This is a genomic window from Butyrivibrio fibrisolvens (assembly GCF_037113525.1).
GTDB lineage: Bacteria > Bacillota > Clostridia > Lachnospirales > Lachnospiraceae > Butyrivibrio > Butyrivibrio fibrisolvens.
Map to the genome: position 1 here is coordinate 2,148,309 of NZ_CP146963.1, position 16,629 is coordinate 2,164,937.

Sequence of the window (16,629 nt, forward strand, 5' to 3'; positions counted from 1 at the left end):
ATGTTTATGGTATTCCTGAATGGTTGTTGTTTTAGGTGACGATATAAGTGTGAAGATATTGATGTAAAAATTACGTAATTTGTAAACTGCTTTTTTGCATCTTTCAAAATATACTGATTGTATAGTATTTTGCTGGAAACTGATATTTTTTAGCCGATATAAAATAGAGTTTTTATTAGATTATTACTTCTTTAAGTAAACTATTCATGAAGGTATATAGGGGAATGAATACCTGAATTTGATATCATGCGCGCTGATATAAAATAAACTACAAAACCATTTAAAGGAGGAAGGCTTGAAAATGCATAAAGAAGGTAAGTCTTTTTGCAAGAAAGCTCTTGTGGGGTCGCTGTCAGCAGTTCTGTTAGCGACATGCTGCAGATTCCCGTCCGTAACAGTTACGGCAGATGCTGCAGGTAATTATAATTATGGGGATGCACTTGCTAAGTCATTGTTATTCTACCAGCTTCAGGAGTCAGGTAAGTTGTCTGAAGAGACACTTTCAAGGACTAACTGGAGAGCTGACTCAGGACTTAATGACGGAGCAGACAACAATCTCGATCTTACAGGCGGTTGGTACGATGCAGGTGATAACGTAAAGTTCAATCTGCCAATGTCTTATTCTTCAATGATCCTTGGTTGGTCATATCTTAACAACCCGGATGCATATACTCAGTCTGGCCAGGAGAAGTGGATGCTTCACGATATTAAGTGGGCCAATGACTATTTCGTAAAATGTAATCCTGATTCAAGTACATATTATTACCAGGTTGGCGATGGCGGCAAAGACCACGGCTTCTGGGGAGCACCTGAGCTTGTAGAGCTCAAGATGGACAGACCTTCATTCAAGGTTGATGATACATCTGCAAACGGTGGTTCCTGTGTTACAGGTGAAGCAGCTGCTTCTCTTGCTGTAGCATCACTGGTATTCAAAGATTCAGATCCTTCACTTAGTGCTACATATCTTGCACATGCTAAGACCCTCTATGGCATGGCAGAGAGAGCTAAGAGTGATAAGGGCTACACAGCTGCAAGCGGATTCTATACATCCTACAGCGGATTCTATGATGAGCTTTCACTTGCCGGATGCTGGCTCTACAAGGCTACAGGAGATGATTCTTATCTTGAAAAAGCCGAGCAGTATTCTGCATACTTTGGTAAAGAGTTCCAGGGCGGTGATGAGGTTGCATACTCATGGACTATGTCATGGGATGATACTCACCTTGGAGCAAGCCTCTTACTTGCAGAGCTCACTGGCAAGGATGAGTACTATACCGTTATCGAGAACAGCATAGACTGCTGGAATGGTAAAAAAGAAGGTTCCAATTCTATTACCATAACTCCTGGCGGACTTTCATTCCTTAGTGAATGGGGCTCAGTACGTTATGCATGTAACCAGGCTTTCATAGATACAATCTATGTAGGACTTGACAAGGCTGATGCAACACATATCGCAGATGCTAATGCATATATCGAAAGAACTATAAACTATACACTTGGTAGCTCAGGTCAGAACTACATGGTTGGCTACAATGAGAATTCTCCTAAGAATCCTCACCACAGAGCAGCTCATGGCTGCTGGTCCAACAACTTAAACGCAGCTCCTGAGAATTCAAGACATACACTTGTTGGCGCTATCGTAGGTGGCCCTGGTGCTCCTTCAGACAGCTCATACAAGGATGTTCGTAGCGATTATCAGGCTAACGAAGTTGCTTGTGACTACAATGCTGGTTTCACAGGTGCTTGTGCATACCTCTATGAAAAGAACGGATACGGCGCTGTTCAGACACCTAATGCAATTGAAGAGACAGATGGAAAAGAGTTCGTTCTTTCTGCTGGTATCAACTGCGAAGATAAGAACAATGCAATTAACTTTGTTGAGATCAAGACTGTTATCGAGAACCACACAGCTTGGCCTGCAAGATTAACTGATAACTTAACACTTCGTATGTTCTTCGATCTTAGTGATGTTATCGCACAGGGCTACAGCTCTTCAGACATGAAGGTTTCTACAACTTACATGCAGCATGCAGTTAAGATTTCTGAATTCAAGGAATCTGATACAAAAGGTATTTATTATATCGATCTTAACCTTGACGGTGCACAGATCTATCCTGGTGGACAGAGTGAGTGCAAGTGCGAACTACAGGTAAGAGTATCTGCTCCTGGTAAGTGGGATTATTCAAAGAGCCCTTGCGTAGCTGGTCTTGGCGGTACAAGCAACAACCAGATGACAACTCCTGACGGAATGCAGCTCTTTGAAGGCGCAAAGCTTGTTATTGGTGAAGGCTATGCTCCTGAACCAGTTCAGGATCCAGATCCAGACCCAACACCTACACCTGATCCAGACCCGGTTCCAACTCCAGATCCAGACCCAGTACCAGACCCAGATCCAGTACCGGACCCAGATCCAGTACCAACACCTACACCTTCAGGCGAGCTTACAGCTGATTACACAGTAAACAACTGGGGCAGCGGATATCAGGTTATTATCAAAGTTAAGAATGATTCCGATACTACAGTCGACGGATGGACAGTAAAAGTTAAGAAGAGTGAAGTTGCTATTGACTCAAGCTGGTGCGTAAATGTTGATGAGTCAGGTGATTACTATGTGATCACACCTATGTCCTGGAATTCTACATTGCAGCCAGGTTCTTCTACAGAATTCGGTATTCAGGGTGCAGGCAGCGTAAGCGAATCAATTAGCGTAACAGTAGAATGATTGAAAGGACCAGACTAAAATTTCTGCTATAGATTTGTAAGAAAAAGAATACCGGCGGTCATGTTGAAAAGATCATGATCGCCGGTTATTTTTTACTATTATTATCAGAGTTTCCTGTTTTGATTTATATCAAAGCTTCCCGCTTAGTTCCAGCATCCTTGAAAAGTAAACCAGATCAGAAAAATCTGTTTCTGCAAATCTGCAGTTGCTGTTTGCGTTACTTACATACATGAGATAGCCACCTTCAGGAGTATTTCTCATATAATAGACAATAATTATCCTGAACTCATTACGAAGCATAAATTCTGAAAATCTTAGATAATTGGCTTTCTGGAGGTCGTACATATTGATGACCTTGATAGGATATGTCTCAAAGATAGGCTGGTATTCCTCTGCTGCAAGATCAGAAAGATCCAGTTCGCATCTTTCCCCATCCTTGGAAAGACCAAAGGTGGTCTTGGCAGTTTTTTTATCAATAAGATAGACTTCATCAAGCATATAGGTATCTATGACTTTCTGGAAGGCATCTTTGATTGTGATGTCATCTTTTAGCAGAAAACCTGACATAAGATCCATGATAAGAGTATTCTTGACTTTGTTTTGCATGGTTCTTTGAGATATAGTCAGAACTTCTGTATCATTTTTCAGATCTCCGTGAACAGAAGGAGTGTAGATTATATATCTGTCACGCCCTTTTGCCTTGGCAATATAGAGCATTTTGTCTGCAAGCCTGAACAGATCATCATAGTTAGAGGCATTATCAGGGAAAAGACCGCCTCCAAGAGAGGTGGTTACAGTAAAATTGTTATCTTCATCGGCATATTTTTCTCTGACGATATATCTGATTTCTCTAAGGACATCACGAAGCGCTTCTTCTTCACATATCTTTTCAAGAACAAGAGCGAATTCGTCACCTCCGATTCGCCCGACAAGTCCCTTTTCACCTACGCATTTTTTTGCAATATTAGCAACATCAATAATTACTTCATCGCCTTTCATATGGCCGTAAGTATCATTGATGGATTTAAAGTTATCTACATCCATGATAAAAAAGTAGAACTTTTTAGAAGGAGATTTTTCTATCAGCTTTTTGGCATAGTCAGTGATCGCACTTTTAGAAAGTACGCCGGTCATTTCGTCGTAATAACCTTCTGCCTTGTCCATTTCAAAAGACTTAATATCATAGATATCAAGCTTTATGATCGAAGTATTGTGTTTGGATCTGTGTACATTGGCAGACATCCAGTTTAAAACATTTTCTTTATCGATCATGCGAAAACACGTAATAGTATTCTCGCCCGGATCAAGTAAAGAGATGTCTTCCTTGAAAGTTACAAAGTCCTGGGGCGGAATAATATTCTGGATGTTATCGAGCGTATTCTGACCAGTGTATTCAAGCAGGTCATTATTATATTTAAGAGCATCATAATAATCATTGATTTCAAGATAGTAGCGTTTTACTTTGCCCATAAAGTCTCCTTTTGGGGGTTATTGCTTATATTGCAATTGGACTTGGTTAGGAATGCTCTGATCTTACATTAAATAATACTTAAAATAATTATACACTATATAGCGATAACAATGTAACACAATGTTAAAAAACCTTATCAGCATATTGTTGCAAAGTTCGTAATAAATGGTCATAATGGACAAGTTGTGACTCTGGTCATAACCTCCGCATGTTTTGTGGATTTCTAAAAGTTCAAAGTTATAAGGGAAGTTCTACAAAATACTTATGAGGAAAGGCGCGGCTTATGAATGAAGCGATATACCGGCACTTACGATCGAATCTAAAAAAATGTCGGCTAATAACAAAAATTGTCCGTATGATTCTTTTATTTTTTCAGGTAGGATTAATGTGATGGAGTTTATATAAAAAAGACAAATATCTTTGAACGTTTTTAGTATCACATTATAGAAAAAGAGGGAAGGGTATCATGAAAATTACAAGAGCAAAACTTAACGGGGTAGTCAATCCTATCGGATATGACTTTAAAAAACTTATCGCTTCATGGAATGTGGAGGATACAGATTCTAAGATCTTAAAAGAAGGCCTTATAGAAGTTTCTAAAGACGAAGTCTTTTCTGAGATATTATACAGCCGTAAGTCTGACGAGCTTGATCAGACAGGAGAAAGTCTTGATATTAAGCTTGATCCATGTACGAGATATTACTGGAGGGTAACCATTACAGGCGACAATGGAGATAGAGCTGTCTCTGATGTTCAGTTTTTTGAAACAGGCAAAATGGATGAACCCTGGACTGGAAAATGGATCGCACAGGGAGATGGAGAGTTCTATCATCCGATATTTTCAAAAGATATAAAGACAGATTCAGGCCTTTCCAGAGCAAGACTCTATGTCAGCTGCCTTGGCGTTTTTGAAGCATATATTGATGGATGCAAAGTCGGAGATGAGATCCTGACTCCTTATATCAATGATTATGAGACCGGAATGCAGGTCATAACTTTTGACGTAACAGATAAGCTAAAAGAAGAAAGCAGACTTGAGATCCAGGTGGCAAGAGGCTGGTATATGAGTAAGTTCGGCCTTGAAGGTGGCCACGACTTTGGAGACAGACTGGCTGCAATTGCCGAACTTAAGCTTATCTATGAAGATGGAAATACGCAGGTTATCGGCACAGATGATACCTGGAAGGTTTATAAAAACGATGTGACTGAGTCCGGCATCTACTATGGCGAAGACCTTGACAGAACTGCCGGGATCAAAGAGATGGGTAATGCAAAAGAGATATCCGTTGATAAAAAACTTATCGACAGATACAGCATTCCTGTTGTAGTTAAGGAAGTCTTACAGCCCAAAGAAATTATAAAATCCCCTGCAGGCGAAACGATAGTCGACTTTGGCCAGAATCATGCAGGCTTTATGGAACTAGATGCTGACTTCCCCAAAGGAACAGTTATCACTATAGACTGCGGAGAAATACTGCAGGAAGGAAACTTTTTTAACAAGAACTATAGAGAAGCACGCTCAAGCTTTGTATATACCTCTGATGGAAGAAAAGAGACTGTTCATCCAAGATTCACCTTCTTTGGATACAGATATTTAAGGATCAAGGGATGGCCTGAAGAGACTCCTCTTGCTCTGGATAAGATCCGTTCAAATGTAATTTATTCTGATATGGAGCGCACAGGCTTTATTGAGACAAGCCATGAAAAGATAAATCGCCTGTATGAGAACTGTATCTGGGGACAGAAGTCTAACTTTATCGACATGCCTACAGACTGCCCACAGCGTAATGAAAGACTTGGCTGGACAGGAGACGCACAGGTATTTTCACAGACAGCAAGTTACAATATGGATACAAGAGCTTTCTATAGAAAGTTCTTAATAGATCTTGGACTGGATGCAAAACGCCACGATGGAGCAGTGCCAAGCTTTATTCCTAATAGGGCTGATAAGCTTGCAGGAGTTGGCAGTGCATGGGCAGATGCAGGAACCATAATTCCAAGCGTTTTATACAATACCTTTGGCTCAGTTTCTGATGTCGAGCAGCATTATGAGATGATGAAGAACTGGGTTGAGTACATGCACCGAAACGATGTAGAGCATGGCGATAAGGGCTTTTTCACCCTGCCATTTCAGTTTGGTGACTGGCTCGGACTTGATGGAATCACAGAGCAGAGCATTAAGGGTGGAACAGATGATGATTATCTGGGCAGTGTATACTATTTCTATTCTACAAAGCTTACAGCGAAGATGGCTGAAAGACTTGGCAAAATTGCGGATGTAGACAGATACAATGCACTGGCCAAGAAGGTTAAGAAGGCTATACTAAATGAATACTTCACACCATCAGGAAGATTATCCTGCGATACCCAGGCTGCATATATAGTAGCACTTGCTTTTGAGATCTATGTTGACAGGGACAAGCTTATAAAACAGTTTGAAGACAGACTGAAAAAAGACTGCTATCAGATAAAATGCGGATTCGTTGGAGCACCGCTCCTTTGCACTACTCTTGCAAAGATAGGAAGAATGGATCTTGCATACCATTTCCTCTTTAATGAGAAATTCCCAAGCTGGCTCTACTGCGTAAATCTTGGAGCTACTACGATATGGGAGAGATGGAACTCTGTTTTGCCTGATGGAAAAATATCCGGCGAAGGCATGAACTCTCTTAACCATTATTCCTATGGAACAGTTGTGCAGTTCATGTATGAGTATATTGGTGGTATACGTATGCAGGAGGCTGGATTTAAGAGCGCAATTATCGCTCCAGAGCCAAGTATGCGTTTCAGATTCTTTAATACTCAGATGACAACCGCTTCAGGCAAGTTTGTATCTAACTGGAAGATAGAAGAGAATGGAATCTTTAAGTTGACTGTTTCTATTCCTTTTAATACAAAAGCTAAAGTTGTACTTCCAAGATTTTCTACAAATGACCTTCAGGTTACAGGCACGGACAGCGCCCTTATAGGAGAGGACGGATGCATCGATCTTGCATCAGGTACATATGAATTCAGTTACATTCCTTCAAGCGATTACAGACGCATCTATGGCCCGAATACCCGCCTTTCAGAGCTTTCAGGCGATGAAGATGTTATGAAGATTTTGGAAAAAGAGCTTCCGGCTGCATTTGGAATGATCAAGAAAGATGATAAAGAAAGCATCAACCTGACACTGGGAGAACTTCCACACATGTTCTTCATGGGCTTCTCACCAGAAAAAGTCGATCCTGTAAATAAAAAGATATTCGATATTATCAAATGGTAATATCGTAAGTCATATCCGGCTTAGCTACTATGCGTGTGCAGTAGCCAAGCCGGATTTTGACATTTTATGTTGGAAATTCAGTAAATATCAATCTTAAAAAATGTCGGATTTCATAAAAGATATTACATAGTTATAGAAGAGCTCCGATGGTAGTATGTCCTTATCAAGAAAAAACTTCTTTAATTATGTTCTTGGAAATGCAAGCAGATGATGCACTTTTGCATGACAACGATTAAAGAAGGGAAACTATAAAAAGGAGAAGGACAATGGGTAATAACAGGGTTACAAAATCAAAAAATACCTCGGAAGTTGGTACAGGCTTTAAATGGTTCCATGCAACTTCAGTCAACGGCGGAGCAATGGTTATGGCGGCAGTTCTTGCCAGCTACCTGTCAGTTTATATGACAGATACACTTAAGCTTCCAGCAGCAATCTGTTCGCTTATCATGTTCATAGCAACATTATGGGATGCAATAAATGACCCTATGATGGGTGTCATTGCAGACAATACTCATACTAAAGTCGGACGTTATCGTCCTTACTTTCTTGTTGCACCTGTTCTTTTGACATTCTTTGCAACTATGGTCTGGATCGACTGGGGATTTACAAGTAATACAGCTAAGGCAATATATATACTAATTATGTATATCGGCTATGGCATGACAGTTACCATGTACACAATGCCTCAGATGGCGATCCTTCCTGCAGCAGTCAAAAAAGACAGTGAGAGAAACAAGATCATCACAATAGGAGCAGGATCCTGTGCATTTGCATTTACAATTGGTAATACATTCACACAGAACATCACAGACTTTTTTAACAAACTCGGATTTGCAAACGGATACATTCCATTCATGCTTATCTGCGGCGCACTGGCATTCATTTCTTTCTGGGGATTATATAAAGCATCAGAAGGCCACGAAAGATACCTTTCAGAACCTGAAAAGCACCCGCTTAAAGGTCTTGGAATGGTCCTTAAACACAAAGAAGTATATCCCAACATCATTGCATGGATAATGGCTTCAATGGGCTACGGCCTTATGTTCTCTTCATCAGTTTATTACATGATGTATTACTATGAGAGACCTGACCTTATCTCAACATACATGGGCGTTATTTCAATCGGAGCACTTGTATCAATGGTAGTTGCAATGCCAATCGTACTCAAAGTATTTAAGAGCGGCCAGAGAGCACTTTGCTTCTCACAGATATCAACTATCGCAATCTATATAATTCTTTTCTTCTTTGGAAAAACAAATTTCGTATTCCTGTGCGTTCTTACATTCATCGCATCAGTTACAGGTGCAATGCAGAATGCGCTCGTAAATATCCTTGTTAACGACACTATCGATTTCATCATGTACAAGGAAGGAAAATCAGCAAACGGCCTTGTTTCATCGATCAAGGGATTTGCCCAGAAGTGCGGTAATACAGTTACAACATCAGGTATCCTCGCAATCCTTGCAGTATCAGGATATGTTGCAGGAGCTATCGGCCAGCAGCCTGATTCAGCAATGTTCGCCCTTAACTTCATTAAGTTCGGCGCTCCAAGCATCACAGGTCTTATCGTTGTTCTCTGCGTAGTATTCGGACCTATCAAGAAGTATAAAGCGCAGATAGAAGAGATGAAGGCACAGCAGGGCGAACAGGAAGATGCTGAGAATAAAGCCTGCTAAAAGCGGAAAAACGTCCCGGTATCAGATGGATTAAAGATATTTATAGTATCTGGAAAAAAGAATTATAAAAGTAATAAAAAAAGAGGCAAGTATGGATAGAGAAACATTTTATATTGGTGCTGCAACAGCAGGACACCAGGTAGAAGGCAACAATACTAATAGTGACATATGGGCAATGGAGCAGATGAAGTACGGAGGATATCCTGAGAAATCGCTTGATGCAGCAGATCACTATAACAGATATAAAGAGGACATAACTCTTTTGAAAAGTGCAGGACTTAATGCATACCGCTTTTCTTTTGAATGGGCGAGAATTGAGCCCAAAGAAGGAGAGTTCGATGAAAAAGAAATGCAGCACTACCTTGATATGGTGCATTTCTGCAAGGAGAATGATATAGAGCCTATCATTACCCTTCATCACTTTGCCTCCCCCAAATGGCTCATAGAAAAAGGCGGCTGGGAATCAGAATACGTGATCGAAGCTTTCAAAAGGTATACTAAATATATAGCCCAAAACCTTTCAGGCGAAGGCATTAAGTACATCTGTACCCTGAACGAAGCAAATATGGGAAATCTCATTTCGATCTATATCCGTCAGGCTAAGGAGCAGTATGAGAAGCAGGAAGGCGAAAAAGCTACTCTGCAGATCGGCCTTAATCTTGAAGAGATGAAAAAAGAAGAGGAAGCTAAGGAAAAGGAAAATATCGAAGTATTTGGAACTCCTTTCCCTGCAGTATTCGTATCTCCAAGATCTCCTAAAGGAAACAAGATAATCATGGAGACTCATAAGGCAGCAGTAGAGATACTTCACGAGATGCTTCCTGATACGAAAGTCGGTTTAACACTTAGCCTCCGAGACGTTCAGGCGATTCCCGGCGGAGAAGAAAAGGCTGCCCTGGACTGGCATGATGAGTTCGAAGAATTCCTTCCTGCTATTATCGATGACGATTTTGTAGGAGTACAGAACTATACTAGAGCAGTATTTGGTGAAAACGGAGAACTCCCACCCGAAGACGGCGCCGAACTTACCCAGATGGGATATGAATTTTATCCCGAAGGACTTCCAAATGTCATCCGCCGTGTGCATGCATCTTTTAAAGGTGAGATCCTCGTTACAGAAAACGGTATCGCAACAGATGACGACACAAGAAGGGTAGAATTTATCAGAAGAGCCTTTGACGGAGTAAAAGCCTGTCTTGAAGACGGTATCCCTGTAAAAGCCTACATGTATTGGTCACTTCTTGATAACTTCGAGTGGCAAAGCGGCTATACTATGCGCTTTGGACTTATAGGCTTTGATAGGAAGACCCAGGAACGTACCGTTAAAGAAAGCCTGGCATTCCTTGGGAATGTGAATAGAATAGAAACTAATACCTTATAAATACTAAAAGCTGGCGGTCTATAAACTGCCAGCTTTTGTTATTGTCTAAATTTATTCTCCTTCTTCCGACAGGAAAGGAATGAAAGGCGTTTCCTTCTGATTTTCCTTGCGGTATGCTGCAGGAGACATTCCATACGTCTGCCTGAATACACGTGAGAAGTGATCCGCGCTATTGTATCCTGTCTGATCTGCAATCTCATTTATCTTACGATCTGTATTTATAAGAAGATTCTTTGCATCTCTCATTCGTAGATTTTTTATAAGATCAGTAAAGTTACTTCCGGTATTTTGTTTTATCAAAGTACTAAGATGCGGCTCGCTGTAATGGAAGAACTGCGCAAGAGATGACAATGTTAGCGTTTGATAATTGTGCTGTATATACTGAAGTACAAGTGAGAAATCCGTTCCGATCTCGTAATTATAAAAGGCAATTGTCTTACTGTAGTTCCTTAAAAGGTTGGCAAAAAGAAGATTGATAACAGAAATACAACATCCATTACTGTACTCATCAGGATGTTCTGATTCTATAAGGAGCTTACGAAGCAAAATACGACATTCCATGTTATTACCCGTGAACAGCATCAGGTAGTTGGAATGGTTTTCGTCTTTTAATATCTGTCTGAAAAAGCCGGATAAGAGATTCTGATGGCTCATAAGTGATACAAAAGTACTTTCAAAAGTGCTTTTTCTTATACAAATGGTATATACAATAGTTTTATCATCATCTATAAGAAAATCATGTGAAGACCCCGGCGCTATTATACAAGCTTCGCCTTCATGCATGATATGTTCTTCTTTTTCAAAACGGAAAGTTGCTGTGCCTTTGACAACAAAATCAATCTCAAAATAATTGTGAATGTGAGAGTAAGCCCTCGTAAAGCGTGGATGACGAATAGTGAAAACATCATAGAACTGAGGGATGATCTTTTCTTCGCCAATATCTGAGCTCATACTGTCCTGAAGCTCAAAGCTGATGGGAATATGATCAACTATCTTGTCAAACTCTTCATCGCTCAAAGATAAGGCGTCCTCATGAACAGGAAAGCGCGGCGGAACAGTATCTAAAAGGCCTTTATCATTCATACGCATAAGCATTTCGACAAACTGAAGCTTATGGCCTGTTCTTTTATAATATGAATCCATTTCACTTTGGAATTTACCATATGTTGTGTAGATTCTCATTAAAACTCCTTGTAAATGCGGCAATTTAACTCCCTACATAGTATACACCATTCTAGGTTTTATGCGAATCTTAATAAACTTGTTGATTCAAGTGGGCTGGCAGTTTATAAATGATTTTAGCGTCATAAAAGAAATCCAGGCTTCAAGGCATGATATCTGGGATTTTATATTCTGGGATTCAAACTCGCTGCGCTCAGACAGGTGAATCCCAAGAAGAATATAAAATTCCATCTATCAAGCTCTTGAAGCCTGAATTTCTTTTAAAGACGCAAAAATCATTTATAAACTGCCAGCCCTCTTGAATCATCTGATGAAAGGTATCGTATAAATGTGCGAAGTGTGAAATTATAAGTCTTAGAAGAGACGTTGTCCTGTGTTGGGGTCGAATCTTTGTGCGGCACCTTGCTGATAGACAGGTTTTCCTGTCTCAGGGTCGAATCTTAGAGTAGGGGGCTGATATCCGGGGATAGCGCCCTGCATATAGAGCTGGGAAGCGACATAGTGTCCGGGATAGAAGCCGCCGGGGAACAGGGAAGTATCTTCTTCAGAAAGCTTGTTGACTTTCTTGATAGTATAAACTGTGATAATGATTTCATATATGAAGAATGAAAGAAGTGATATAGGCGATTGTACAAATAGGCAGAAATCGTAGAAGCCATGTGTCAGGACAGGCATCAAAAGAGCTTTTCGCAGATTTGCTTTTTTGCCCTTGTTATCGCCAAGTGCTTCGCATCTTTTGGCTATGCCGAGATAGTTACCCATGAACACTGCGTCGATCGCATGTCCGGGTACTGATAAGATTCCACGTACGATTGCTGTATATACTGAGCCATCGAACAGATATAAGATGTTTTCAAGTGTTGCAAAACCAAGAGAAGCAAATACCGCATAAACAACGGCGTCGAAGGTTGTATTAAAAGCAGCGTTGTTCCATGCGAATTTTTTTACTACAAAGTATTTTCCAAGCTCTTCAGCAAGAGCGACTACAAGGAAAGCATCAATGGCCAGAAAGACGATAGAATCTGTATAGAAATAATCATCAATGATGTCTTCTCCAATATTTTCAATAAGAGCTGCAAAGATAGTAGATACTGCTCCTAAGAAAAACAGTAAGGCAAGCAGTCCTTTAGGTTCTTTGTCAATACGGTCTTTTTTATAGATATAGCGCATCAAAAGCGCTGCAGGCAGTATTCCCAGAATAAATAATCCAAAACTCATATCTCTAAAATTCCCTCCAAAAACTTATTGCTTCTAAATATAAGTCATGAAAATAGTTTTGTAAACCGAATATATAAGTATATGTTTCCGCAACTTTGAATCAGAAATCCGCATTTACTGCGGATTTCGTAAGAAAGTGAATCGGTAGGTAAATAGGCTAGGCACCGAAGGTGTTCTCAATTGGCCTATTTACATGACTTTTGGAACGAAGTGACAAAAAGTCATAGACGAAATGCATTATCGTGTAAGCGAATGCGAATGAATGGTATAATGAATATATGTACATGGTTATCAGAATCATTTTTTGCAATTATATAAAGGGGCAATAGATGGCAAATAAAAAAGGCGACGATTTATTCATATCCGATTCAGGCGTAATGGTTAATAAGACTCGCAAAAAGGCTACTATATTTGTGCTTTCCTGCAGAGTATTAAGTGTTATTCTTGTTATTTTGGGGATTGCTGCATTCATAGAAGGCAACTTTTAAGGAGTGAATCCATGGAGAATTTTAAGAAGCGTCTTTATGAAGTTATAGAAGTTTCCCATGAAGGTGATGAGTCAAGTAAAGCTTACGACATCCTTATGACTAGTGCTGTAATCGTTGGTATGGTGCCGCTTACCCTTAAAACGGATAATGCCTATACTGTAGCGATCGAGGTTCTTACAGCAGTATTATTTTCTATGGATTATATTGCAAGAGTATATACAGCCGATTATAAAATGGGCTACAAAAATTTCAGGGCCTATATAGCTTATATCTTTAGCCCGCTTGCTATCTTTGATTTTCTGTCTATATTGCCGATTCTATATATTTTCTTCCCGATATCTTCAGTCATTGGCCTTTTGAAGCTGTTCAGGATCTTCAGGATCATGAAGCTTATAAGGTATTCAAAGACCATGATCGTAATTGCCAATGTTCTTCGTAAAGTGAGAAAACAGCTCCTCGCGGTGCTGATCCTTATAATAATCTATATTTTCGTTTCTGCCATGCTTATATTCCAGATGGAGCCAGAGCTTTTTGATAACTTCTTTGCAGCCCTGTACTGGGCGACCATCTCCATTACTACTATAGGATATGGCGACATAACGCCGACAACTGCAATAGGTCAGTTCATAACTATGATATCAGCCCTTATCGGAGTTGCCGTGATCGCACTTCCTACAGGTATGATCACAGCCGCTTACATGAACGAGATCAATAAGAAAAAATCTAAATATGAGTTATAGACTTTTTTGACATGTACTCAATAATACGTGATACAATATAAATATCTATGAAATAAAGTGTGTTTTACAGACAGGAGAAAGAGCGTATGGTTCTTTATCTGACCAGTAGTTTCATACCATATCAGGAACCCGGGTCTTATCAGAAGATGGAACCGGAGGAATGCTATGGCTTTTTTAAAGATCTGAAAAAAGAATGGCCGGATTCAGCAAATATACTTTTTGTTCCTGCTGATCCTTCTAAGGAAAAAGAGAATGAGTGTCAGATAAAGTGTGTACTGGATGCTTTTGAAAGCACTGATCTCCCGGTTACCGAAGTAAAAACGTTAAGTGAATCTTCGGGTCAGGCTTTACCGGGCCTTATAGCGTGGTCAGATGTCATTTATCTTGGCGGCGGTCATGCGCCTACACAGCTGGCCTTCATGAAAAGGATAGGCCTTAAAGATGCGCTAAAAGATTATAAGGGAATTGTAATAGGCCTGAGTGCAGGATCTATTAACTGCGCCTATAATGCTTATCTTATGCCTGAGCTTGAAGGAGAAGCTAAGGACCCTAATTATGTACGATTCTCTGAAGGACTCGACCTTACTAATATCGAGATCATTCCCCATGCAAAATGCTTAAAAAATACTACAGTTGATGGTCTTAGATGTATTGAAGATATAGCTATACCTGACAGCTTTGGAAGCAGGTTTTATCTTATAGAAGATGGAAGCTACTTTAAGGCCAAAAATGGTAAGACATCTTTCAAAGGCGTAGGCGAGGTAATTGAAGATGGCAAGATCAGCCCATTAAAACAGGGAGCTATAATCCCTTATATGGGTGTATATGAGCAGCCTGTTATCAAGACCCTTCTTGCTGATGGCTATGATCTTGTTATGTCAGTAAACAAGAAAACCAATGTCTGCGAAATGTATTATCTTGATGAAAAACTCTGGGAAACTTTTGAAGGCGTTAAGCTTAAATATACTGATGTTTGTTTTAAACTCGCTCAGAAGGTGGTTGAAGAAGAGAGCGAGGTATTACTTGAGTATATGAAGATTCCTTTTATCATGCAGGAAATGCGTGAAAGAGGAAGCTTTGTAAGGACTATTCATATAGATACACCACGCGGAAGACGTGCCAAAAACATGAGGGTAAGAGAGATACCGGGTTATCCTGACTGGATCTTATTCAGCTTTTTTGACATCACAACATCTCTTGATCATGACTGGATGACTGATGAGTATACAAGAAGCGGATTCCTGGACAGGGCAAGGCTCTTTATTTCAGAGTTTTCTTCTGCTGGAAACTTTTCACTTGTTTATACCAATGTTAACGGCTTTAAGGCTGTTAACGAGCTCTTTGGAGATAAGAACGGCGACCTTGTTATCTTCCAGACAAGAGATGCGCTTAGAGAGTATTTAAAGCCTGTTCTTATGGGAAGACTCGAAAGTGATCATTTTGTACTTATAACCGCGGATGAAAATCTCAAAGAAGAAAACCTCAAGACTTTGTGTAGCCAGGTGTTTAAGATCGAATCCAAGGAATTTAACTATGAGATAAGGTGCGGTATCTATGCTATCCGCAATTCCAATATCGATGTAACGCAGCTTATAGCAGGCGCAAAACTTGCTGAGAAGAATATAAAGACAGGAAAAGGCAACCTTCTTTATGCTTACTATGATGATGTAATGAAGGAGAACTACGTAAAGCAGCGTTTCCTTCTGGCTGATTTTGAAAGAGCTCTTGATGAAAAAGAGTTCGAGCCTTATTATCAGCCCATAGTAGATGCAAAGACAGGAGAGATAGTCAGCGCGGAAATGCTGATAAGATGGCGCCATAAGGATTTTGGTATGGTATCGCCGGGAGACTTTGTCCCTGTTATTGAGTCGGAAGGCAAGATCTCTTATCTTGATAACTTCATAGTTAATCGCGGAATGGAGCTTATAGCAAGACGATCTTTCCAGAAAAAGAAGAATGTTCCCTGTGCTATAAACCTTTCCCGAGTTGACTTCTATGATACTTTCTTTATTGAAAGTATATTTAAAAGGGTTGGCGATCTTAGCATAGATCCTTCCATGATAAGGTTTGAAGTTACAGAGTCTGCATATGCAGATCTTGAATCGAAAGCCATGGCATATCTTAATGAGATGCAGGAACAGGGAATCAAGATACTGCTTGATGACTATGGTAGCGGAATGAGCTCCTTGTCAATGCTTGAGAACTTCAATTTCGATATCATAAAACTGGATCTGGGCTTCATAAGGAAGATTGGTATCAATGACAAGGCAGAATCTATAATTATCACAACTATAGGTCTCGCCCACATGATCGGAGCCAAGGTTACAGCCGAAGGCGTTGAAACAGAAGCTCAGCTCAAGTTCCTTCGCGACTACGACTGCGACTACATCCAAGGATACTATTTCTATAAGCCAATGCCTGAAAAAGATTTTGAAGAATTACTGGATAAGTAAATAGGGAAGCTGTGGAGCATTCCCATGGTGACA

10 protein-coding genes are annotated in these 16,629 nt (G+C 40.1%); 7 read left to right on the plus strand and 3 right to left on the minus strand.

Features of this window, described 5'->3' with window-relative positions; all coding sequences use genetic code 11:
* The first annotated feature begins 301 nt into the window (after positions 1-301).
* Entirely contained in the window at positions 302-2,722 is a 2,421-nt protein-coding gene (locus WAA20_RS08855; protein ID WP_073386169.1) for a glycoside hydrolase family 9 protein, read from the plus strand.
* Positions 2,723-2,851: 129 nt separating this feature from the next.
* Here WAA20_RS08855 and WAA20_RS08860 read toward each other — a convergent pair whose 3' ends face one another.
* The gene (locus WAA20_RS08860; protein ID WP_073386170.1) at positions 2,852-4,192 is read right to left on the minus strand and encodes a GGDEF domain-containing protein; all 1,341 of its coding nucleotides are present in this window, start codon (positions 4,190-4,192) and stop codon (positions 2,852-2,854) included.
* Positions 4,193-4,659: 467 nt separating this feature from the next.
* On the opposite strand from WAA20_RS08860, the gene WAA20_RS08865 reads away from it, so the two are divergent.
* The 3 genes from WAA20_RS08865 to WAA20_RS08875 all read left to right on the plus strand — a co-directional run bounded on the left by WAA20_RS08865 (position 4,660) and on the right by WAA20_RS08875 (position 10,515).
* On the plus strand, positions 4,660-7,458 hold the full coding sequence (locus WAA20_RS08865; RefSeq protein ID WP_073386172.1) for an alpha-L-rhamnosidase: 2,799 nt from the start codon (positions 4,660-4,662) through the stop codon (positions 7,456-7,458).
* Between the two features lie 266 nt (positions 7,459-7,724).
* Positions 7,725-9,134 (plus strand): MFS transporter, encoded by a 1,410-nt coding sequence (locus WAA20_RS08870; RefSeq protein WP_073386173.1) that lies wholly within the window; start codon positions 7,725-7,727, stop codon positions 9,132-9,134.
* A gap of 91 nt (positions 9,135-9,225) precedes the next feature.
* Entirely contained in the window at positions 9,226-10,515 is a 1,290-nt protein-coding gene (locus WAA20_RS08875) for a family 1 glycosylhydrolase (RefSeq protein WP_073386175.1), read from the plus strand.
* A 51-nt stretch (positions 10,516-10,566) separates the two neighbouring features.
* Here the strand turns inward: WAA20_RS08875 and WAA20_RS08880 are convergent, their stop codons facing one another.
* Together WAA20_RS08880 and WAA20_RS08885 are read right to left on the minus strand one after the other, a co-directional pair.
* Positions 10,567-11,697 (minus strand): AraC family transcriptional regulator, encoded by a 1,131-nt coding sequence (locus WAA20_RS08880; RefSeq protein WP_073386176.1) that lies wholly within the window; start codon positions 11,695-11,697, stop codon positions 10,567-10,569.
* 354 nt (positions 11,698-12,051) lie between these two features.
* Complete coding sequence (locus WAA20_RS08885) at positions 12,052-12,915, minus strand: PrsW family intramembrane metalloprotease (protein ID WP_073386178.1); 864 nt, start codon at positions 12,913-12,915, stop codon at positions 12,052-12,054.
* Positions 12,916-13,244: 329 nt separating this feature from the next.
* Here WAA20_RS08885 and WAA20_RS08890 point away from each other — a divergent pair, with 329 nt between their 5' ends.
* From WAA20_RS08890 to WAA20_RS08900, 3 genes are all read left to right on the plus strand, one after another.
* Positions 13,245-13,403 carry a hypothetical protein gene (locus tag WAA20_RS08890; protein WP_167562674.1) on the plus strand — a complete coding sequence of 53 codons (159 nt, stop codon included), beginning with the start codon at positions 13,245-13,247 and terminating at the stop codon, positions 13,401-13,403.
* A gap of 11 nt (positions 13,404-13,414) precedes the next feature.
* Positions 13,415-14,143 carry an ion transporter gene (locus WAA20_RS08895; protein WP_073386179.1) on the plus strand — a complete coding sequence of 243 codons (729 nt, stop codon included), beginning with the start codon at positions 13,415-13,417 and terminating at the stop codon, positions 14,141-14,143.
* An 86-nt stretch (positions 14,144-14,229) separates the two neighbouring features.
* Positions 14,230-16,596, plus strand: a complete 2,367-nt coding sequence (locus WAA20_RS08900) for an EAL domain-containing protein (RefSeq protein WP_073386181.1) — start codon at positions 14,230-14,232, stop codon at positions 16,594-16,596.
* Positions 16,597-16,629: the final 33 nt, after the last annotated feature.